We start from the raw sequence: 21,108 nt of genomic DNA on the forward strand, positions 1-21,108 counted from the left end.
CTCATCGACTCGGGCCTTCGACGACCAGCGCCAGCAGCCCGATCAGCGCGGCCCAGGCCAGGAACAGGTAGGCATACAGCAGCGGGATGCCCAGCCACCGGGCATCGCTGTCGAACAGGGCCAGCAGGGGATAGCTGAACAGCAGCCAGCCCAGCAGAAACACCGCCACCAGGCGCTGCCCGCGCAGCGAGCGATCGGCCATAAGCGCGCACCTCCTGCGCCTAAGTGTGGCCTATTCGGCAGGCGATGCCGGGCGAACCCGCGCGCAACTCGGATAGGCCCGCGCGGCCAGCCCCTGCGGCGCCCCTGGCTCAGCCGTCGATGGCCGCGCAGTGGTCCTGTTCCGGCACGGCCGGGGTGTACCAGACGAAGTCCGCCTGGTCGGCCGCCACCGCGCTGCCCACCTCCGCCAGCAGCAGCACTCGCGTAGCGGCGCCGGCGCCCAGGTCGGCCAGGTGCAGCGGCACGCCCAGGTCGCGGCGCACGTGGTAGGCCCCGGCCAGCAGCAGGCTCGGCGCCGGCGCAGCCAGCAGCGCCTCGGCCATGCGCCGGTCGCGCTGCTGCTGCACGGCGAGCATGGCCGGCAGCTGGCTGTCCGGCAGCTTGCCGCAGTGGGCCTCGCGGAGCTGCGCCAGCAACCGCTCGCGCACCGCCGGCGCGCTCGCCGCGCCGGCCGGCAAGGCCGGTGGCCGGCGATAGATGGCCAGCAACTCGTCTCGAGCGAGGTTGGCCGCCCGCAGCGGATAGGGCTGGGCCAGGGCATGACGCAGGATCGGGCCGTACAGCGTCCAGTCCCAGCCGGGCTGCCAGGCCAGGGCCGCCGGCAGGTCGGCGGGCAGGCGAGCGGCGGTCCGGGCGGCATCCACCCGGGCCTGCTGCGTGGGCTCGAGCATTTCCAGCAGCAACGCGCCCTGTTCCCGGCGAGTCGCCAGGGCCCGCAGCAGCCACAGCTGCAGGGCATGGTGATCGGGATTGTCGTGACGCTCGCCGACCAGCAGCCGCTCGGCATCGGCCAGGCGCTCCACCAGCGCCTCGGGCGCGAGGCGCTCGCCGCTGCGCAGGTCGCGGATGACGCCGAGGTCGGCATGGCTGCGCCCCTCCAGGCCCTGCCACGCCGGCAAGGGCGGCAGGGCCTGGCAGGCGCTCAGCAACATCAGCAGAAACGGCAGAAGCAGGCGCATGGCGGTTTCCTCAACGGGCGACTATCAACGGATGGCCGCGCTCGGGATGGCGCTGCACCAGTACCTCCAGGCCGAACACGGCCTGCAGCGGCTCGGCGCGCAGCACCTGCTCCACCGTGCCCAGGGCATGGGGGCGGCCACCCGCGAGCAGCAGCAGGCGGTCGCAGAAGCGCGCCGCCAGGTTGAGGTCGTGCAGGATCACCAGCACCGCGGCGCCCCGCTCGGCGCAGGCGCGCACGGCCTGCAGGCTGGTGTGCTGATGCAACGGATCGAGCATCGAGGTCGGCTCGTCCAGCAGCAGCACCTGGCCCTCGCCTCCCGGCCAGAGCTGGGCCAGCACCCGCGCCAGGTGCACGCGCTGGCGCTCGCCGCCGGACAAGGCCAGGTAGCTGCGCCCGCTCAGGTGCGCGGCGTCCGCGGCCTGCAGCGCCGCCGCGACGATTTCCGCATCGCGCGCCCGGCCGCTGGCATGGGGCAGACGACCCATGGCGACCACCGCCTCGACGCTGAAGGCGAAGTTCAACGTCGAGCTCTGCGGCAGCACCGCCAGGCGCCGCGCCCGCTCCGGCCCGGACCAGGCGCCGAGCGGGCGTGCGTCCAGCAGCACCTGGCCCTGGGCCGGCGCCAGCTCGCCGCACAACGCGCCGAGCAGGGTGCTCTTGCCGGCGCCGTTGGGGCCCAGCACGCCGAGCACTTCGCCCGGGCGCAGCTGCAGCTCGATATCCGCCAGCACCGTGGCATGGCCACGGCGAACGCTCAGGTTAAGCGCCTGCAGCATCAGGCCCGCCCCCGCACCAGCAGAAACAGGAAGAACGGCGCGCCGAGCAGCGCCGTGACTATGCCGATGGGCAGCTCGGCGGGGGCCAGCACCAGCCGCGCGGCCAGGTCGGCCAGCAGCAGCAGCGCGGCGCCGGCCAGCATCGCGGCCGGCAACAGCAGGCGGTGGTCCGGCCCGGTGAGCAGGCGCACCAGATGCGGCACCACCAGGCCGACGAAGCCGATCATCCCGGCCGCCGCCACCGCCGCGCCGACCCCCAGGGCGGTGCACAGCACCAGCTCGCGCTTCAGCCGCTCCACCTCGAAGCCCAGGTGGCGCGCCTCCGACTCGCCGAGCAGCAGGGCGTTCAGCGCCCGCGCCCGGCGCGGCAGCCACAGCGCCACGCCGAGGGTCACCAGCAGCAGCGGCCACAGCCGCGCATAGCTGGCGCCATTGAGGCTGCCCAGGTTCCAGAAGGTCAGGCTGCGCAGGGTGGCGTCGTCGGCCAGGTAGGTGAACAGGCCGATGGCCGCACCGGCCAGGGCGGTCAGGGCGATGCCGGCCAGGAGCATGGTCGCCACGTGGGTCTGGCCGTCGCGCCGGCCCAGGCGATAGACCAGGCTGGTCACCGTCAGGCCGCCGGCGAAGGCGCAGGCCGAGAGCAGGTAGGGCTCGAGCGCGGCGGGCAGGCCGCCGAATGCCGTCCCGCCGACGATGGCGATCGCCGCCCCGAGGGCGGCGCCAGCGGACACCCCGATCAGTCCGGGATCGGCCAGCGGATTGCGGAACAGCCCCTGCATGGCCACCCCGGTCAGCGCCAGCACCGCGCCCACCGCCAGCCCCAGCAGGGCCCGCGGCAGACGGATCTGGCCGAGGATCAGCTCGGCCCGCTCCAGCTCGGCCCCGCCCAGTGGCAGGCCGGCCAGGCGCAAGGCGGCTTGCAGAGTCTCCTGCAGCGGCAGGCTGACCGGACCCAGGGCCAGGGATAGCCACAGGGCGAGCAGCAGCAGCAGGCCCAGGGCGGTGAACAGTGAACGCGGCTGGATAAGGGGAGGCATGAGGTGGAGGGCTTCGCGCGCGGGAATTGCCAGGCAGGATAAAAGGCCCAGGCCCCAGCCGCCAGCCCGACCGGGGCTCGCCGCCGCCGGCGACTGACCGGCGCCCCTTGGCAGCCCCCCGCAGAGCGGGATAATGGCCGCCTGCCCGGGAGTGACCGATGAAGCGTTTATGTGCCCCCGACGAGCTGGCCGAAGGCCAGAGCCGGGGCTTTGTGATCGAAGACGACAAGCTGCTGGCCGTGCGCAAGGACGGCCGCGTGTACCTCTACCGCAACCGCTGCCCGCACCGCGGCATCGCCCTGGAGTGGCTGCCGGACCAGTTCCTCGATGCCAGCGCCAGCCTGATCCAGTGCGCCACCCACGGCGCGCTGTTCCTGATCGACTCGGGCGAATGCGTGGCCGGCCCCTGCGCCGGGCAATCGCTCGAAGCACTGCACTGCGAGGAAAACGCCGAGGGCATCTGGCTCCAGCGATAGGCCGCTACGAATGCACCTCGAGCCGGCGCACCAGGCGCACCTCCTCGGGGCCGATATCCGCGCCGTAGGCCAGCACCTCGACGCCCGCCGCCCGCGCCTCGCGTAGCGCCGCGGCATAGGCCGGGTCGATCTCCTCGGCCGGACGCACCGCCTCGATCCCGCTCAGGTTGACGCAATACAGCTGCACCGCCCGCACGCCGTCCCGGGCCAGCGCCGCCAGCTCGCGCAGGTGCTTGGCGCCACGCTCGGTACGGGCATCGGGAAAGGCCGCCACGGGGTCGTCGGCGAAGCCCAGGGTCACGCTCTTCACCTCGACGAAGGCCGGGCCGCCTGGATAGTCCAGGCGAAAGTCGATGCGACTGCGCTCCTGGCCATAGGGCACCTCGCGCTTCAGCCCGGTGAAACCGGCCAGCTCGGCGATCAACCCGGTCCGCAGCGCCTCCTCCACCAGGCCGTTGGCCCGCCCGGTATTGATCAGCGCCAGGCGGCCGTGGGGCGTCTCGCCGATCTCCCAGGTACCGGGCAGCTTGCGCCTGGGGTCGTCGGAGCGGCTGAACCAGACCCGCGCGCCCTCGCCCATGCAGTTGAGCATCGAGCCGGTGTTGGGACAGTGGAGGGTCAGGCCTTCACCGTCCGTCGTCTCGATATCGGCGAGGAAGCGCTTGTAGCGGCGCAGCAGGCGCCCCTGCTGCAGCGGCGGTTCAAAGCGCATCGGGACGCCAGCTCTTCAGGCCGCGGGCAATGCGCTCGACCGCCTGCTGCAGGCGCGGCAGGTCCTGGGTGTAGGCGAAGCGCACATGCTGGCCGGCCAGGTGGCGGCCGAAGTCCAGCCCCGGGGTGAAGGCCACATGCTCGGTTTCCAGGAAGTGCTGGCAGAAGGCGAAGGCGTCGCCGCCGAAGGCGCCGATGTCGGCATATAGATAGAAGGCGCCCTCCGGCTCCACGGCGATCCTGAAGCCCAGCTCGCGCAGTGCCGGCAGGAGGAAGTCGCGGCGGCGCTGGAACTCGTGCCGGCGCTGCTCGCAGATCGCCAGGGTCTGCTCCTCGAAGCAGGCCAGGGCGGCGTGCTGGGCCATGCTCGGGGCGCTGATATAGAGGTTCTGCGCCAGCTTCTCCAGCTCGGGCACCGCCGCCGGCGGCGCCACCAGCCAGCCCAGGCGCCAGCCGGTCATGCCGAAGTACTTGGAGAAGCTGTTGAGCACGAAGGCATCAAAGTCCACCTCCAGCACGCTGGCGGCATCCGTCCCATAGGTCAGGCCGTGGTAGATCTCGTCGACCACCAGGTGGCCACCGCGCGCCTTGAGCGCCTGGGACAGCGCCGCCAGTTCGGCGCGCGCGAGCAGGGTGCCGGTGGGGTTGGCCGGCGAGGCGACCAGGGCGCCGACGCTGTCGCCGTCCCAGTGCCGCTCGACCAGCTGCGGGGTCAGTTGGTAGCGCACCTCCGGCCCCACCGGCACCAGCTGCGCGGCGCCCTCGATCAGCCGCAGGAAATGGCGGTTGCAGGGGTAGCCCGGGTCGGCCAGCAGCCAGTGCTTGCCCGGATCGACCAGCAGGCTGCTGGCCAGCAGCAGGGCGCCGGAACCGCCGGGGGTTATCAGGATCCGCTCAGGGTCTATGCTCAACCGGTAGCGTTGCGCGTAGAAGCCGGCGATGGCCTCGCGCAGGGCGGGAATGCCCCGCGCCGCGGTGTAGCGGGTATGGCCGGCGGCCAAGGCGGCCTGGCCGGCGGCGACTATGGGCGCGGCGGTGGTGAAGTCCGGTTCGCCGATCTCCAGGTGGATCACATCGAGGCCCGCGGCCTGCAACTGGTTGGCGCGGGCCAGCAGGGCCATGACATGGAAGGGTTCGATGGCGCGGCTGCGCGCACTGTATGACTGGGCCATGGACCTGCCTGTAGAAGGGTTGGATCGCGGATTCTAACCAAGCCTACGGCGAAACGGCAGCAACCTCGACAACCGGGAGTGGCGCGGCTTCAATCGATCTGGTAAGTTCGCCCGCTTGCAGCCGCAGGGCCGATGGACAATCGGCAAGGGACAACAATCCTGCGCAGTGGATTAGAGAGAGTGAGAGGCGGTCATCCATGCCCACCAAAGCAAAAGCAAAGAGCAGCCAACTGATTCGCGGCTTCGAACCCTACCAAGAGAGTAAGGGCGAGGAGTACATGAGTGAGCAGATGCGCGCCCACTTCACCGGCATCCTCAACAAGTGGAAGCTGGAACTGATGCAGGAAGTCGACCGTACCGTGCATCACATGCAGGACGAGGCGGCCAACTTCCCCGACCCGGCCGACCGCGCCAGCCAGGAGGAAGAATTCAGCCTGGAACTGCGTGCCCGCGACCGCGAGCGCAAGCTGATCAAGAAGATCGACGAGACCCTCGAGCTGATCGAGGAGAACGAGTACGGCTGGTGCGACTCCTGCGGCGTCGAGATCGGCATCCGCCGCCTGGAAGCCCGCCCCACCGCCACCCTGTGCATCGACTGCAAGACCCTGGCGGAAATCAAGGAAAAACAGATCGGTTCCTGATCCGATCACGGGGCGCTGCGGCGCCCCGTGTTGTTTCCGGCCTCCTTCGACCACGCCCCTGGCGGCGCGGCCGCCGCTGCTACCGCCCTCCTCCCTCGCCGCCTGAAGCCCTTATATTCGTCCGTATGAACGCTCCCGCTTATATCGGTCGTTTCGCCCCCACGCCCAGCGGTTACCTGCACTTCGGCTCCCTGGTCGCGGCCCTGGCCTCCTACCTGGATGCCCGCGCCGTCGGCGGCCTCTGGCTGCTGCGCATGGAGGACCTCGACCCGCCGCGGGAGGTGCCCGGCGCCCAGGATGCGATCCTGCGCACCCTGGAAAGCTACGGCCTGCACTGGGACGGCGAACTGGTGCGGCAGAGCGGGCGCCACGCCGAATACCAGGCGCTGATCGAACGCCTGCTGGACGGCGGCCTGGCCTATGCCTGCACCTGCTCGCGCAAGCAGCTGGAGGGCTACCAGGGGGTCTATCCCGGGTTCTGCCGCGACGCCGGCCATGCCCCGCGTGACGCCGCCATCCGCCTGCGGGTGCCGCAGCAGCGCTATGGCTTCGACGACCGCGTACAGGGTGAGTACCGCCAGCAGCTGGATCGCGAGGTGGGCGACTTCGTCATCCGCCGCCGCGACGGCCTCTATGCCTACCAGCTGGCGGTGGTCCTCGACGACGCCTGGCAGGGCGTCAGCGACGTGGTGCGCGGCGCCGACCTGCTCGACTCCACCCCGCGCCAGCTGTACCTGCAGGAACTGCTCGGCGCCGCCCGGCCGCGCTACCTGCACGTGCCGCTGATCATCCAGCCCGACGGCCACAAGCTGGGCAAGTCCTACCGCTCGCCGCCGCTGCCGGCCGACCGGGCCGCGCCACTGCTGGTGCGTGCCCTGCATGCCCTGGGGCAGCAGGTGCCCGGCGACCTCGTCGAAGCGCGGCCGGAGCAGCTGCTGGAATGGGCGGCGCGCCACTGGGACGCCGGGCGCATCCCGCGCTGCCGCACCCTGGCCGAGGCCCAGCTGCGCTGAACGCCCCCTAGCCTTCCGCGGCCGGCGTGGCCCCGGGACCGTCGCGCTCGAGCACGGCCTCCTCCTCCAGCCAGGACCAGAAGGCCTCGGCCTGGGGCGACAGGTATTGATGGGCCGGACAGGCCAGATAGAACGCCTCGGAGGTGGCGATGCGCTGCTCGAACGGCGCCACCAGGCGCCCGCTGGCGATCATTCCGGCCACCAGGGAAGTGCGCCCCAGGGCCAGACCGTGGCCGAGGGTGGCCATCTCCAGGGCGGTGATCAGGGTGTCGAACTGCAGGCCCTGGGACGGGTCGACGTGGTGGAAGCCGGTCTGGTTGAGCCAGTGGCCCCAGCCCTCCTCGTAGCCGATCACATGCAGCAGGGTATAGGCGTCCAGCGCCTCGGGCGAGGCCGGCGGCTGCCCGCCATCGAGCAACTGCGGACTGCACACCGGAAACAGGTCGTCCCAGGTCAGCCGGCTGGACTTGTAGCCCGGCCACACGCCCTGGCCGTAGCGGATCTCCATGTCCGCCTCCTTCTCCCGCTCGTCCAGCCAGATGTTGCTGGTGAAGCGCAGGCCGACATCCGGGTGGCACTCGCGGAAACGCGCCAGGCGCGGCGCCAGCCAGGTGGTGAAGAACACCAGGTTGACCCGCACCGTCAGCAGGCGCTTGCGGCCCTGGCCGAACAGCTCGTCGGTGGCCGCGGCCAGGCGCTCGACGGCCTCGTGCACCACCGGCATGTAGGCCTGGCCCGCCTCGGTCAGTTCCAGGCCGCGCGGCAGGCGCTTGAACAGGCTGACGCCGAGCTGCGACTCGAGGCCCTTGACCTGCTGGCTGATCGCCGCCTGGGTCAGGTTCAGCTCGCCGGCCGCCTGGGTGAAGTTCAGGTGGCGGGCGGATGCCTCGAACGAGCGCAGCCAGTTCAGTGGGGGAAGACGTTTCTTCATCGCTAAGCTCGCTACCGGTCCCTGACGACCTCCGTGTCGGTGATCAGCTGACCCAACTCCCCGGCCGCCTCACGTAGCAGCGGAGTATATGCCAGCAGCTCTTCCAGGCTCTTGCCTATCAGCGGCGCATGGCTGAACAGACAGGCGAACAAGCGACCATCGCGACCGCGGATGGGCACCGCGCAGGCCACCAGGCCGTCGACGAACTCCTCGTTGTCGATACCCAGTTCCTCCTCCCGGATTCTCTGCAGCGCCGCCTCCAATTCGGCCGCGCTGGTCAGGGTATTGCGCGCCAGGCGCTGCAACGGCAGGTTGTTGAGGATGCGCCGGCGGCGTTCCCTGGGCAGCGAGCTGAGGTAGAGCTTGCCGCTGGCGGTGCACCAGATCGGCGTGTGACTGCCGACCGACAGCTGTAGCTGCAGAGGCCGCTCGGCCTGCGCCCGGTCGTAGTAGATCATCTCGGTGCCGTTGGGGATGGCGATGCCGCAGGTCTCGCCGATCTGCGCGACCAGGCGCTTGAGGATGGCCTGGCGCGGCGCCTTGAAGCGCCCGCTGTAGAGCACGCCGAGGGCGATGTCGTGCATACGGTCGCCCGGCACCAGCAGGCCGCGCATGTTGATCTGCAGGTAGCCGTCGCCTTCGAGCTGGCCCAGCAGGCGGTGGATGCTCGGCTTGGGGATGTCCAGCTGATAGGCCAGGTCGGCCGGCGACATGGGCCGCTCGGCCTTGGACACCGCCTCGATGATCTCCAGCACCCGGCCGATCGAGGAGCCTTTTTCTCGGGTTGTCGTGGTCACGGGGTCACTCCTGTCCGGCAGGGGCCGGCCTGAAACGGCAGAGGCCACGCTCCCTTGCGGGGGCGTGGCCCATTTTGCCCGGCAATAGCCGGCGGCGTGGCGCCTGGCGCCGGTTACTTCATGGTCGGCATGGAGAAGGACACGCCCTCGCGCACCCCGGCCGACGGCCAGCGCTGGGTGATGGTCTTGCGCTTGGTGTAGAAGCGCACGGCATCCGGACCGTAGGCATGCAGGTCGCCGAACAGCGAGCGCTTCCAGCCGCCGAAGCTGTGGTAGGCCACCGGCACCGGCAGCGGCACGTTGATGCCGACCATGCCGACCTTGATGTTGTCGGAGAAGTAGCGCGCCGCCTCGCCGTCGCGGGTGAAGATGCAGGTGCCGTTGCCGTATTCGTGGGCGTCGATCAGGTCCATCGCCTCCTGCATGCTGTTGACGCGCACCACCTGCAGCACCGGGCCGAAGATTTCTTCCTGGTAGCTGAGCATCTCCGGGTTGACCTTGTCGATCAGCGTGCCGCCGACGAAGAAGCCGTTCTCGTGCCCGACCACCTGCGGGTTGCGGCCGTCGACCACGATCCTGGCGCCCTGCTCCTCGGCGCTGTCGATGTAGCCGACCACCTTCTGCTGGTGGGCCCTGGTGATCACCGGACCGAAATCGTTGCTCTTGTCCGAGTAGGCGCCGACCTTCAGCGACTGCATGGCGGCCTGCATCTTCTCGATCAGTGCATCGGCGGCCGCGTCACCCACGGCGACGGCCACGGACAGCGCCATGCAGCGCTCGCCGGAGGAGCCGAAGGCGGCGCCCAGCAGCTGGTTGACCGCGTTGTCCATGTCGGCATCGGGCATGACGATGGCGTGGTTCTTCGCCCCGCCCAAGGCCTGGCAGCGCTTGCCGTTGGCGTTGGCGGTCTTGTAGATGTACTCGGCGATCGGCGTCGAGCCGACGAAGCTGACGGCCTGGATGCGCTCGTCGCTGAGCAGCACGTCGACCGCTTCCTTGTCGCCGTTGACCACGTTCATCACGCCGTCCGGCAGACCGGCTTCCTGCAGCAGCTGGGCGATGAACAGGGTGGAGCTGGGATCGCGCTCGGACGGCTTGAGGATGAAGCAGTTGCCGCAGACGATGGCCATGGGGAACATCCACAGCGGCACCATCGCCGGGAAGTTGAACGGGGTGATGCCGGCGACCACGCCCAGGGGCTGGAACTCGCTCCAGGAGTCGATGTTCGGGCCGACGTTCTTGCTGTGCTCGCCCTTGAGCAGCTCGGGGGCGCCGCAGGCGTATTCGACGTTCTCGATGCCGCGCTGCAGCTCGCCGAGGGCGTCGTGGGAAATCTTGCCGTGCTCCTCGCCGATCATCTGGGCGATGCGCTCGGCATTCTGCTCGAGCAGCTCCTTGAAGCGGAACATCACCCGCGCGCGCTTGATCGGCGGGGTGTTGCGCCACTCGGGGAAGGCGGCTTCGGCGGCGGCGATGGCCTGCTCGACCGTGGCCTTGGACGCCAGGGCCACCTGCTTGCTGACCTCGCCGGTGGAGGGGTTGTACACGTCCTGCAGGCGCGCGGCGGCGTCGATGATCTTGCCGTTGATCAGGTGTCCTACTGTGTTCATCGCAGCTGTTCCTCGATAGGTGTCTCAGGCGGCGCGGGCGCCACCGCTAATGACGGATGAAAAGGGGCTTACCAGAGCTGCTTGTACAGCTCGATGATCTCTTCGGCGCTCGGCACCCGCGGGTTGTTGTTCGGCGAGCCGGAGGCCAGGGCCTGCTCGGCCATGACCTGCAGCTGGTCGAAGAACTGCTGGCGGTCGATGCCGAACTGCGCGGGCGTCGGCACCTGCAGCTCGTCGTTGAGGGCGCGCAGCTCGGCGAGCAGCTTGGCGTTGGCCTGCTCGGTGCTGTCCTGGGCGCCGGCCACGCCCATGGCGCGGGCGCAGTCGGCATAACGCTCGGCCGCGGCCGGGATGGAGAACTCGGTGACCGCCGGCAGCAGCATGGCGTTGGACAGGCCATGGGGCACATGAAAATGCGCGCCGATCGGCCGGCTCATGCCGTGCACCAGGGCCACCGAGGCATTGGAGAAGGCCACCCCGGCCAGGGTCGAGCCGAGCATCATCGCCTCGCGGGCGGCCTTGTCGGCGCCGTCGTGATAGGCGCGGCGCAGGTTCGGCGCGATCAGGCGCATGGCCTCCAGGGCCTGGCTGTCGCTGTACAGGCTGGCCTTCTTGCTGACGTAGGCCTCCATGGCGTGGGTCAGGGCGTCGATGCCGGTGTCGGCGGTGATGCGCGCCGGCAGGCTGAGGGTCAGGCTGAAGTCGATCAGCGCCGCCACCGGCATGAAGCCGATGCCCACGCAGAGCATTTTCTCGTCGGTCTTCTCGTCGGAAATGATGGTCACCCGGGTGACCTCCGAACCGGTGCCGGCGGTGGTGGGCACGGCGATGATCGGCAGGCCGGCCTCGGTGACGATGCGCGGGAACTTGTAGTCGCGCATCTCGCCGCCATGCTTGGCGAGGATGGCGATGGCCTTGGCGCTGTCGATCGGGCTGCCGCCGCCCAGGGCGATGATGCAGTCGTAGTCGCCGCCGCGCGCCTTCTCCACACCGGCCTGGATCGAGGCCACTGTCGGCTCGGGCACCGTCTCGTCGAACACCTCGGCCTGGATGTCGTGAGCCGCCAGGCGCGCCTGGATGGCGGCGGCGTAGCCGAGCTTGACCATCATCTTGTCGGTGATGATCAGCGGCCGCCTGCAGCCCAGGTTGGCCATCACGAGCGGGATGTCCTGACTGGCGTTCTCGCCGATCTGCATGATGCGAGGAAGTATCACTTGGGTAGACATGGCGACTCCGCTATTTCCGAGTGGCAGGCGCGGCAATGCGGAGAGGGCATGGCCGCGCGCTGCTATGGGCTGAAAGAGATGCCGCGAAGCTCAGTTCGCAGCGTTATTCGCATCCGGTGTTGCTCGCCACAAGTACCGATGGCGCCTTGACCCTTATCCGCATCGGTTGCCTTGTTTGGACGGCAACTTCGCCGTTTCCCGGCAACTTGCATGTGCTTCCGTTGCGCCCATCGCGTGCCGCCTGAGCGGCTGGGCAACCGTCGATGGGCGCCGCTGCCCGCCCCACTGGCCGCGGCTAGATGACCGAAAACAGCCGGATGGGAACCCTGTCCCTGCCGATCCGCGACGGCGCCCCTGCTGCGACGCCAACCGTCAATATCGAAACGAAACCTATTGTTATGAAGAGCAAAAACCATGAAAAGCAAAAAAATAGCGGCCTATGCCGCGCTTTTTTTTATGGATCTATTAATCAAACTACCTCATGACCTGCGCGACCGATCGCCGACCTAGGTCGCATTGACGGCTCGCCGGCCGGCCGAATGACCGGCAGGTCACGCGCTTATGCACCCATAAGAAAAAACCCGCCTAAGGTCCATTTTTTATTGCTGGTTCCGCCAAATCTTCATTCCTACTATCCGCCTCACCGAAGCAGACCAAGTACCTGCCGACCGCACCCACTGCCTCCCGCGGTGCGAGCGATAAAGGGAACGACTGGATCCGGACGGTTGAGACGAATGAACGGAACAGCGGCCAGGCGCCGTCACTGAAGACGCCAGCCATCAACTTCTCCGTTCAGCTTTCGCACTTCGATATCGGACGCTCGGGACTTGGTCATCACTCGCGACCTTATTCAAACAACACCCCCAACTTGACTGTTTTGCACCAGCAGGCTGGATCGCTCATCGAGGGATAAATTGACATGCACAACAACAATCAATTGCCTTTAACCGGTGTCCGCGTCGTCGACTTCGGCCAGCAGATCGCCGCCCCCGCCGTGGCCATGACCCTGGCCGACCTGGGCGCCACCGTGGTGCACATCGATCCGCCCCAGGGCCCGCAGTGGGACCACCCGGCCAATGCCGTGCTCAACCGCAACAAGAGCTGCCTGCGCCTGGACCTCAAGAGCGAAGCCGGGCTCGCCCAGGCCCTGAGCCTGATCGAGCAGGCCGACATCGTCATCGAGAGCTTCCGCCCCGGCGTCATGCAGAGGCTGGGCATCGACTTCGCCAAGCTGCGCGAGGCCCGTCCCGAACTGATCACCCTGTCGGTGCCGGGCTTCGCCAGTAACGACCAGCTGCGTCGTGAGTGGAAGGCCACCGAGGCCGTGGTCGCCGCCACCGCCGGCGCCTTCACCGACATGGGCTTCAACCGCGTGCTGCTGGGCCTGAACCCGAGCTTCTCGCCGCTGCCTCTGGGTTCGGCTTACGCCACCACCCTGGCCGCCGCCTCCGTCGCCCTGGCCCTGCAGGCCCGCGAGCGCAGCGGCCGTGGCGACGCCATCGAGGTGCCGGTGATCTCCGCGCTGATGGAAGGCCTGTCGTACAACTCCTACGTCATCGAAGGCCTGCCCGAGCGCTACAAGACCATGCGCGAGAAGGAGATCGAGTACCGCAAGGCCAACAACATTGCGATGGACCTGAGCTACGACGACCTGCAGGAATACCTGGACCCCTTCTACCGCACCTACAAATGCGCCGACGGCCGCATGTTCTATTGCGTCTGCCCGTCGCACCGCAACCACGCCAAGCGCGCCCTGACCGTGCTGGGCATCTATGACGAACTGGTCGCCGAGGGTCTGCCGGAAGTCAACGACCTGCACGCGCCGATCAGCGAGTGGGACGGCGAGACCTCCATCGGCGTCTACCCGCTGCCGAAGAAGTGGGCCGACCACATCTCCGCGAAGATGAAGCAGGCCTTCCTGACCAAGACCTCCGAGGAGTGGGCGAAGATCTTCGGCGAAGGCCAGATCCCCGGCGCGCCGCACCGCACCACCCAGGAGTGGGTCAACCATGAGCACACCAACGCCGCCGGCCTGATCGTCGAGGTCGACGACCCCGAGTACGGCCTGATGAAGCAGCCCGGACCCTTCGCCTGGCTGGAAGAGTGCGCCGGGCAGATGGTCAGCCCGCGGCCGCGCAAGACCGTCAGCTTCGAGCAGGCCCTGGCCGAGCTGAGTGAGGTGGCCGCCGCCGAAGTCGTGACCCGTCCGGTCGGCGACGCGATCAAGCCGGCCAGCAAGGCCGGCTGGCTCGACGGCCTGCGCATCCTCGACCTGACCAACGTGATCGCCGGCCCGCACTCCACCGCCTTCCTCGCCCGCTTCGGCGCCGAGGTGATCAAGCTCGACACCGTCAAGCCCATGTACGACCCGCTGATCGGCACCCTGTTCAGCTTCCAGACCAGCATGGGCAAGCGCAGCGCCCTGGTCGACATCATGAGCGCCGAAGGCCGCGAGGTGTTCAACCGCCTGGTGCGCTCGGTGGACATGGTGGTGATCAACGCCCCCGAGCGTCAGCTCAAGGCCCTGGGCCTGGACCACGACAGCCTGCAGGCGGTCAACCCGGGCGTGCTGTTCTGCCGCCTCGACTGCCTCGGCGGCCCGCTGCCCGGGCCGAAGACCAATTACATCGGCTACGACGACATCATCCAGGCCCACAGCGGCATCATGAGCCGCTTCGGTGGCCCGCAGACCCCGGAAGAGCACGCCCACCTCGGCACCCTGGACGTCAACTGCGGCTTCGCCGCCGGCCTGGGCATGGCCGTGTCGATCTACCACAAGCTCAAGACCGGCCAGCCGACCCGCTCGCGCACCTCGCTGTCGGCCATCACCAACCTGGCGCAGCTGTCGTTCGCCTTCGACTATGAAGGTCGCGCGCCCTTCGACGAGCCGTCCGGCCGCGAAGTGCTGGGCCACCACGCCCTGTCGCACTTCTACCAGACCGCCGAGGGTTGGCTGTACCTCGACTCCAAGCAAGCCGAACTGGCGCAACTGGAACAGGTCGAGGGTCTGGCCGGCATCAGCCAGGCCGCGGATGTCGGCGCCTTCCTCAAGGCTGCGCTGCGCAGCGCACCGGCCGCCTACTGGGCCGAGCAACTGCAGGCCGCCGACATCGCCGCGGCGGTGCCGATGTCCATCGAGTCGCTGCGTGAACAGTACAGCCGCGACGGCGATGGTAGCGTGGGCATCGACCGGGGCAGCTTCGCCTTCTCGATCCACCGCGACCACCCGAGCGGCCACTGCCTGACCCAGATCGACCACCTGGCGATCCGTCCGAGCGAAGCCAGCATCAAGGCCGTGAGCCTGCCGGAGCGCTGGGGCCACTCGACCCGCGAGGTGCTGGCCGACGCCGGCTACAGCTCGAGCGAGATCGAGTCGATGCTCGCGCGTAACATCGCCAGCCTGGGCTGGGCCAAGGAGTTCCTGCCCAGCTAAGCTCGGCCTGGCGCGGGCGGAATAGCCGTCCCGTCCGTCACCACCCGGCTCTGCCGCGCACCTGCGCGGCAGAGCCGTTTTGCCTGATGCGCCTGGCATCGTTGGGGGGAATTATGCTGCAGCAGACCGTCCGTTCCGTGTGGCCACTGTTCTTCGGCCTGGGCATCATCGGCCTGTGCATCGGCGCCCAGGGCTCGCTGCTGGGCATTCGCGCCGAACTGGAGGGCTTCGACACCCTCGCCACCGGCCTGCTGATGTCCGGCTACTACGTCGGCTTCCTGCTCGGTTCCCTGCGCGCCCCGGCGATCATCCAGCGGGTCGGCCATGTGCGCGCCTTCGCCGCGCTGACCGCGCTGGCCTCCATGACCATCCTGGTCCACTCGGTGCTCGTCGACCCCTGGGTCTGGGGGCTGATGCGCCTGCTCACCGGCTTCGCGGTGTCGGCCATCTACGTGGTGGCCGAAAGCTGGCTGAACCAGGCCGCCGACAACCGCACCCGCGGCCAGCTGCTGTCGCTGTACATGATCACCATGCTGGCCGGCCTGTCCGCCGGCCAGTTCCTGCTCAACCTGTCCGATCCGGCCGGTTTCGAGCTGTTCACCCTGATCTCCATCCTCATCAGCCTGGCGGCCATCCCCATCCTGATCACCGCCACGCCGATGCCGGCCTTCGAGAGTGCCCGCCCGGTGAGCATCGCCACCCTGTACCGCCTCGCGCCCACCGGCCTGGTCGGCTCCTTCCTGATCAATGCCTGCTACGCCATGGTCCTGGGCATGGGCTCGGTGTATGCCAGCCGCCTGGGCATGCGGGTCGAGCAGATCGCGCTATTCATGGCACTGCTGGTGCTCGGCGGCATGCTGCTGCAATGGCCCCTGGGCCGGCTGTCGGACAGCCGCGACCGGCGCACGGTGATCGCCGCGTCGGCGGTCGCCGCCCTGCTCTTCGCCCTGATCAGCGCCCAGGTCGGCCTGACCGACAACCACAGCCACCTGCTGCTGGCGCTGCTGTTCGGCGGCACCTGCTTCCCCCTGCTGGCCCTGTACCTGGCACTGACCAACGACCAACTGGAAGCCGACCAAGCCACCGGCGCCAGCAGCACCCTGCTGCTGGTCGGCGGCGTGGGCGCCAGCATCGGCCCCTTCCTGATCTCCCTGACCATGGACCGCTGGGGGCCGGCCAGCTTCTTCTGGAGCCTGGCGGCCATGGCCGCCCTGATGGCCGCCCATGCCCTCTACAAGCGCATCAGCGACCCCTTCCCGAGTACCAGCGAGAGCACCAGCCCGTTCCAGATGCAGGCGCCCTTCCCGGTGGGCTCGGTGCTGATGGAGTCGATGCCGGGGGAGGACGGCGAAGGCGAATCGCCCATCGACGACAACCCCGAGGCGGCCGGCGAAAAAGCGCCGCCCCTCGCCTGAGCGCGCGCCCCCGGCGGGCGTGGCGGCGGCGATATCGGCTATCCTTGGCGCCCCATTTCTGACCAGGAACCTCGCCATGCACGCCCAACTCGAAGAACTGATCAACAAGATAAGCTCGGGCTGCATGCTGCCGGAGGAGATCGCCCGCATCGCCGCCGAGGCCGCCCAGGCCTACGCCGACCCACAGGCCTTCCTCGCCGCCAACCCGGACATCAACTACGACGACAGCTTCCCCATCCCCCTCGGCGAATGGGTGGTGGTCGGCAGCCTGCCGGACACCGTGCTGTTCCAGGCCGACAGCTACGAGCAGCTGTTCCAGCAGATCACCGACTCCTTCGGCCCCAGCGTCAACTTCGTGCTCAAGCCCAAGCAACTGGCCAAGGTCGAACCGCTCAAGGCGCTCAACCGCATCCAGGTGCAACTCTCCAGCCTGTCGCCGGAGACCCAGGGCTATGTGCTGCTGGACTTCAGCGAGCCGCTGGACGACGAACTGCAGGCCGTGCTGGTCTACAGCAGCGACCTGCCGCGGGTAATGGCGTTGGCGGTGGAGGTGGGCATCTATGCCGCGCCGGCCTACGAGGCGTGCAAGGCGGCACAGGAGGGATAAGCGAGGCGCGGCCGTCGGCCGGCCTCCAGCGCCGCCGATAGCCGCGGTGGTGCTAGGTGTGTAAACCCAGTACGTTATTCAGTGAAAGCGGAACGCGACTGATTGGTGGCTGGTAGCCGAGGCTGGCGTGTGGCCGGTGCCAATTGTAGTGATGTAGCCAGGGCGTCAGGTGCTGTGCTCGCTGTGCCGAACTTTCATAGCTATGGGCATAGGCCCACTCGCGCAGACTGGTCTGGATGAAGCGCTCGGCCTTGCCGTTGGTGCGTGGCGTGTAAGGTTTGGTGCGCAGATGGCGCAGCCCCAATCGTCTGAGCAAACGCCGAAACGTGCGAGAGCGATAGCAGCTGCCGTTGTCGGTCATGATGCGGGTGAAACGAATGCCCAGGCTGCGGTAGTAGCGCAGCGCCTGGAGCAAGGCTTGGCAAGCACTACGACCACGCTCGTCAGGATGCAGGCTGCTGAAGGCGATGCGGCTGGCATCGTCGATGGCCACGTGGACGAATTCCCAGCCCGCGCCGTCGGAGTTCTGCTGGCGGTCGCCGGTGACCCGATGGCCAGGTCGCCAGAAACGGCCCAGCTTTTTGATATCCAGATGCAGCAGATCTCCGGGTGTCGGGTACTCGTAGCGCACCACCGGTGGCGCCGGCTCCAGCTCAGCCAGTCGATGAAAGCCGGCCCGCCGCAGGCGGCGCGCAACAGTGCTGACGGCCAAGCCTAGCTCTCTGGCGATCTGCCGATAGGTCTTGCGGCATCGCCGATGTTCGATCAGACGCTCGACCACGGTATCGGGTGTCGCATGCGGGCAGTGTTGCGGACGTGATGAACGATCCATCAACCCGGCCTCGCCTTCCTCGCGAAAGCGCCGCAACCATTTGTAGGCGGTTCGCACGCTCACACCGGCCGCCTGGGCGGCTTCTTCGACCCGCAAGCCGTGCTGGATGCGCCGAACCAAAAGGGCTCGACCGCGAGGGGTAAGACGGGCATGTTTATGCAGGTTCATCCGGGGCTCCTGGAAGGCTAGGTTGGTCGCACTTCCAGAATTCCGGGAATGCCCCGGATGAACAACCTACTGAGAGATCACACCTAGGCCACGCCGACCCGCAATGGCTGGTCCGCCGCCGGCGCCTGGACCGGAATGACGCGGTACACCGGTGCCACCTCGCGCAACTCGGTCAACGGAATGTGGCAGGCGATCTGGTGGGATCCCGACGCTTCGAGCACCGGCGGCTTCTCCTGCTCGCAGATACTGCCGAGCTTACGCGGGCAGCGGGCATTGAACGGACAGCCTGTGGGCGGATTCATCGCACTGGGGATTTCCCCCTGGAGAATCACGCGCTTCTTCTCCACACGGGTATCGGCCAGCGGAATCGCCGAGATCAGCGCTTCGGTGTAGGGGTGGTAAGGCGGCGAGAACACCTCGGCGGTGCTGCCCTGCTCGACGATATTGCCGAGATAGATCACCACCACCCGGTCGGCCAGGTAGCGCACCAGGCTCAGGTCGTGACTGATGAACACCAGGGAGGTCTGCTGCTCGGCCTGGATGTTCATCAGCAGGCGCGTGACCGCGGCACCGACCGAGACATCCAGGGCCGAGACCGGTTCATCGGCCACCACCAGGCTGGGCTGGCCGGCGAAGGCGCGGGCAATCGCCACCCGCTGCTTCTGCCCGCCGGACAACTGGCGCGGTTTGCGGTTGGCGAACTCGGCCGGCAGCTTGACCAGCTCCAGCAGCTCCAGCACCTTGGCCTGGATCGCCGCCCTGTCGCTGCAGATGCCGAACTTCTTGATCACCCGCCCCAGCTGGGAGCCGATACTCAGGCTGGGGTTGAGGGTGTCGAAAGGGTTCTGGAAGACCATCTGCATGGCCCGGGTCTGCTCGGCGCCGCGCGCAGTCACCGGCTTGTCGGCGATCTCCTGGCCATTGAGCCGCACCTGCCCGGCGCTCGCCGTTTCCAGCCCCATCAGCACCTTGGCGAAGGTCGACTTGCCGCACCCCGATTCGCCGACCACCGCCACGGTTTCGCTGGCGTGGGCCTGGAAGCTGATGTCTTCCACCGCCTTGACGATCTTCACCCGCTCGCCTTGCAAGGTGGCGCGCAGGGAGCTGTCGGTGACCTCGTAATACTTGCGCATCCGCTCGACCGACAGTTTCAACTCGCCCCGTTGCGAGGCGCTGGGCGATACCGGCGATGCGGTCTGGGACGCATTCAACGCCAGTTCCTGCCAGCGCACGCAGCGCACCGCATGACTGTCCAGCTCCGCCACCCGACTGACCGCGACCGGCTGCTGGTCACAGGTACCGGCGACGAAGTGATCGCAGCGCGGGCCGAAGAAGCAGCCCTTGGGGCGCTGGTGGGGCAAGGGCAGCTGGCCGCGAATCGGCTTCAACGGCCGGCTGTGCTTGTCGGCGGTGGCCGACGGGATACAGTCGAACAGGCCCTTGGTATAGGGATGCTTCATGTGGTCGAAGACGTTCCTGACCTGGCCCACTTCGACCACCTGGCCCGAGTACATCACGTTGACCCGGGAACAGGTTTCCAGGATCAACCCGAGGTTGTGCGAGATGTAGACCAGCGCCGTGTTGAAGCGCGCGGCGATCTCGTCGATCAGCTCGACGATGCCGGCCTCGACCGTGACGTCCAGGGCGGTGGTCGGCTCGTCCAGCAACAGCAGCGAGGGGTTGGAGAGCAGCGCCATGGCGATCACCACCCGCTGTTGCTGGCCCCCGGAAATCTGGTGCGGATAGGCGGTCATCACCCGCGCAGGGTCCGGCAGGTGCACATTGCCGAGCATCTCCAGCGATTGCTGATAGGCCTGCGCCCTGTCGAGCCTCTTGTGGTACTGCAGCACCTCCATCAGCTGCTGGCCGATGCGCAGCGAGGGGTTGAGCGAGGCCATCGGCTCCTGGTAGATCATGGCGATCTCGTTGCCCCTGATCCTGCGCAGTTCCGCCGCGCTCAGCCGCGCCAGGTCCTGACCCTTGTACCTGATCGAGCCCCCGACGATCTTCGCGCTGCCGCCCAAGTACTGCATGATGGCCATGGCCACCGTCGACTTGCCGCAGCCCGACTCACCGACCAGGCCGATACGCTCGCCCGGGTTGAGCGTCAGGTTGAAGTCCACCACCGCCGGAATCTCGCCCGCACGACTGAAGTAGGAGATGCTCAGGTTTTCGATTTCCAGGATCGGGTTGGTCATAGCCAGTCTCTCTTGTCAGTCTTTGAGCGAGATTTCGCGCAGCCCGTCGGACAGCATGTTCAGCCCCAGCACCAGCGATGAGATGGCGATGCAGGGAAAGATCGCCATGTGCGGGAAGACCGGAAACAGCTTGCGCGCCTCGCTGATCATCCCGCCCCAGTCGGGCGTGGGCGGCGGCAGGCCCATGCCGAGAAAGCCCAGCACGCCGATGGTGATGGTCACGTAGCCCATGCGCAGGCAGGCATCGACGATCAGCGGACCGCGTGCGTTCGGCAGGATCTCCACGAACATGATCCACAGGCCGCTTTCGCCGCGGGTCTGAGCGGCGGCCACGTATTCGCGGTTGCGCAGGTCCATGGCCAGGCCGCGCACGATGCGGAAGATCCCCGGTGCGCTGGCGAAGGTCACCGCCAGCACGATGTTGAGCCCGGAGGCACCGATCGAGGCGATGATCAGGATGTACAGCACCAGTACCGGGAAGGACAGGATCACGTTGGCGAGGAAGGACAGCAGGGTGTCCACCCGCCCCTGGTAATAACCGCCGGCCAGGCCCATGACGATGCCGACCAGGTAGGCGCTGAAGGTCGCCAGCGGCGCGTAGATCAGCACCGTCTGGGTGCCGTAGATGATCCGCGAGAGGATGTCCCGCCCCAGCAGGTCGGTGCCCAGCCAGAAGACCCCGCCGGCCGGGTTTTCGGCCAGGGGCTTCTGCATGGGCAGCAGGCTGCTGACCGGATCAAAGGGCGCCAGCACATCGGCGAACAGCGCGATGAACAGCCAGAACAGGCAGATGCCCGCCCCGACCATGCCCACCTTGCTCTCGCGCAACAGGCCGATGACTCGGAAGGCGGAACTATGGATCGACTGATTCATCTGCAAGTC

Annotated in this window: 20 protein-coding genes; 7 read left to right on the plus strand and 13 right to left on the minus strand. The window is 68.0% G+C overall.

Annotation, left to right across the window (positions count from 1 at the left end; translation table 11 throughout):
* Position 1: 1 nt before the first annotated feature.
* The 4 genes from I0D00_RS08450 to I0D00_RS08465 form a co-directional block, all read right to left on the minus strand.
* Positions 2-202: a hypothetical protein gene (locus tag I0D00_RS08450; protein ID WP_213639279.1), complete on the minus strand. Its 201-nt coding sequence runs from the start codon at positions 200-202 to the stop codon at positions 2-4.
* Between the two features lie 109 nt (positions 203-311).
* Positions 312-1,181 carry a ChaN family lipoprotein gene (locus tag I0D00_RS08455; protein ID WP_213639280.1) on the minus strand — a complete coding sequence of 290 codons (870 nt, stop codon included), beginning with the start codon at positions 1,179-1,181 and terminating at the stop codon, positions 312-314.
* Positions 1,182-1,191: 10 nt separating this feature from the next.
* Positions 1,192-1,959 carry a heme ABC transporter ATP-binding protein gene (locus I0D00_RS08460; RefSeq protein ID WP_213639281.1) on the minus strand — a complete coding sequence of 256 codons (768 nt, stop codon included), beginning with the start codon at positions 1,957-1,959 and terminating at the stop codon, positions 1,192-1,194.
* On the minus strand, positions 1,959-2,942 hold the full coding sequence (locus tag I0D00_RS08465) for a FecCD family ABC transporter permease (protein WP_213640254.1): 984 nt from the start codon (positions 2,940-2,942) through the stop codon (positions 1,959-1,961). Before I0D00_RS08465 ends, I0D00_RS08460 begins: the two co-directional genes overlap by 1 nt.
* 212 nt (positions 2,943-3,154) lie before the next feature.
* Between I0D00_RS08465 and I0D00_RS08470 the strand changes: the two genes are divergently transcribed.
* Positions 3,155-3,472, plus strand: coding sequence for a Rieske (2Fe-2S) protein (locus I0D00_RS08470; RefSeq protein WP_213639282.1), 318 nt, complete (start codon positions 3,155-3,157; stop codon positions 3,470-3,472).
* A gap of 4 nt (positions 3,473-3,476) precedes the next feature.
* Here the strand turns inward: I0D00_RS08470 and sfsA are convergent, their stop codons facing one another.
* A complete protein-coding gene (gene sfsA / locus I0D00_RS08475; protein WP_213639283.1) occupies positions 3,477-4,184 on the minus strand; it encodes a DNA/RNA nuclease SfsA in 708 nt (235 codons plus the stop codon).
* On the minus strand, positions 4,174-5,355 hold the full coding sequence (locus tag I0D00_RS08480; protein ID WP_213639284.1) for a pyridoxal phosphate-dependent aminotransferase: 1,182 nt from the start codon (positions 5,353-5,355) through the stop codon (positions 4,174-4,176). Before I0D00_RS08480 ends, sfsA begins: the two co-directional genes overlap by 11 nt.
* Before the next feature lie 197 nt (positions 5,356-5,552).
* On the opposite strand from I0D00_RS08480, the gene dksA reads away from it, so the two are divergent.
* Complete coding sequence (dksA, locus tag I0D00_RS08485; RefSeq protein ID WP_213639285.1) at positions 5,553-5,996, plus strand: RNA polymerase-binding protein DksA; 444 nt, start codon at positions 5,553-5,555, stop codon at positions 5,994-5,996.
* A 125-nt stretch (positions 5,997-6,121) separates the two neighbouring features.
* A complete protein-coding gene (gene gluQRS / locus I0D00_RS08490) occupies positions 6,122-7,009 on the plus strand; it encodes a tRNA glutamyl-Q(34) synthetase GluQRS (RefSeq protein WP_213639286.1) in 888 nt (295 codons plus the stop codon).
* Positions 7,010-7,016: 7 nt separating this feature from the next.
* Here the strand turns inward: gluQRS and gcvA are convergent, their stop codons facing one another.
* From gcvA to I0D00_RS08510, 4 genes are all read right to left on the minus strand, one after another.
* Complete coding sequence (gene gcvA / locus I0D00_RS08495; RefSeq protein WP_213639287.1) at positions 7,017-7,940, minus strand: transcriptional regulator GcvA; 924 nt, start codon at positions 7,938-7,940, stop codon at positions 7,017-7,019.
* An 11-nt stretch (positions 7,941-7,951) separates the two neighbouring features.
* A complete protein-coding gene (locus tag I0D00_RS08500) occupies positions 7,952-8,737 on the minus strand; it encodes an IclR family transcriptional regulator (protein ID WP_213639288.1) in 786 nt (261 codons plus the stop codon).
* A 113-nt stretch (positions 8,738-8,850) separates the two neighbouring features.
* Positions 8,851-10,347 (minus strand): CoA-acylating methylmalonate-semialdehyde dehydrogenase, encoded by a 1,497-nt coding sequence (locus I0D00_RS08505; RefSeq protein WP_213639289.1) that lies wholly within the window; start codon positions 10,345-10,347, stop codon positions 8,851-8,853.
* A 68-nt stretch (positions 10,348-10,415) separates the two neighbouring features.
* Entirely contained in the window at positions 10,416-11,573 is a 1,158-nt protein-coding gene (locus tag I0D00_RS08510) for an iron-containing alcohol dehydrogenase (protein WP_213639290.1), read from the minus strand.
* 299 nt (positions 11,574-11,872) lie between these two features.
* Between I0D00_RS08510 and I0D00_RS08515 the strand changes: the two genes are divergently transcribed.
* From I0D00_RS08515 to I0D00_RS08530, 4 genes are all read left to right on the plus strand, one after another.
* Positions 11,873-12,058, plus strand: a complete 186-nt coding sequence (locus I0D00_RS08515) for a hypothetical protein (protein ID WP_213639291.1) — start codon at positions 11,873-11,875, stop codon at positions 12,056-12,058.
* A 434-nt stretch (positions 12,059-12,492) separates the two neighbouring features.
* Positions 12,493-15,006 (plus strand): CoA transferase, encoded by a 2,514-nt coding sequence (locus I0D00_RS08520; protein WP_213639292.1) that lies wholly within the window; start codon positions 12,493-12,495, stop codon positions 15,004-15,006.
* A 113-nt stretch (positions 15,007-15,119) separates the two neighbouring features.
* Positions 15,120-16,421: an MFS transporter gene (locus I0D00_RS08525; RefSeq protein WP_213639293.1), complete on the plus strand. Its 1,302-nt coding sequence runs from the start codon at positions 15,120-15,122 to the stop codon at positions 16,419-16,421.
* Positions 16,422-16,497: 76 nt separating this feature from the next.
* Complete coding sequence (locus I0D00_RS08530) at positions 16,498-17,028, plus strand: hypothetical protein (RefSeq protein ID WP_213639294.1); 531 nt, start codon at positions 16,498-16,500, stop codon at positions 17,026-17,028.
* Between the two features lie 52 nt (positions 17,029-17,080).
* On the opposite strand, the gene I0D00_RS08535 is transcribed toward I0D00_RS08530, so the two are convergent.
* The 3 genes from I0D00_RS08535 to I0D00_RS08545 form a co-directional block, all read right to left on the minus strand.
* Complete coding sequence (locus I0D00_RS08535) at positions 17,081-18,028, minus strand: IS481 family transposase (protein WP_213638723.1); 948 nt, start codon at positions 18,026-18,028, stop codon at positions 17,081-17,083.
* Between the two features lie 83 nt (positions 18,029-18,111).
* Positions 18,112-20,226, minus strand: coding sequence for a dipeptide ABC transporter ATP-binding protein (locus I0D00_RS08540; RefSeq protein ID WP_213639295.1), 2,115 nt, complete (start codon positions 20,224-20,226; stop codon positions 18,112-18,114).
* 15 nt (positions 20,227-20,241) lie between these two features.
* On the minus strand, positions 20,242-21,063 hold the full coding sequence (locus tag I0D00_RS08545; RefSeq protein WP_420850803.1) for an ABC transporter permease: 822 nt from the start codon (positions 21,061-21,063) through the stop codon (positions 20,242-20,244).
* Positions 21,064-21,108 lie beyond the last annotated feature (45 nt).

The sequence above is a fragment of the Pseudomonas lalucatii genome, assembly GCF_018398425.1.
In the GTDB taxonomy this organism is placed as follows: Bacteria; Pseudomonadota; Gammaproteobacteria; order Pseudomonadales; family Pseudomonadaceae; genus Aquipseudomonas; species Aquipseudomonas lalucatii.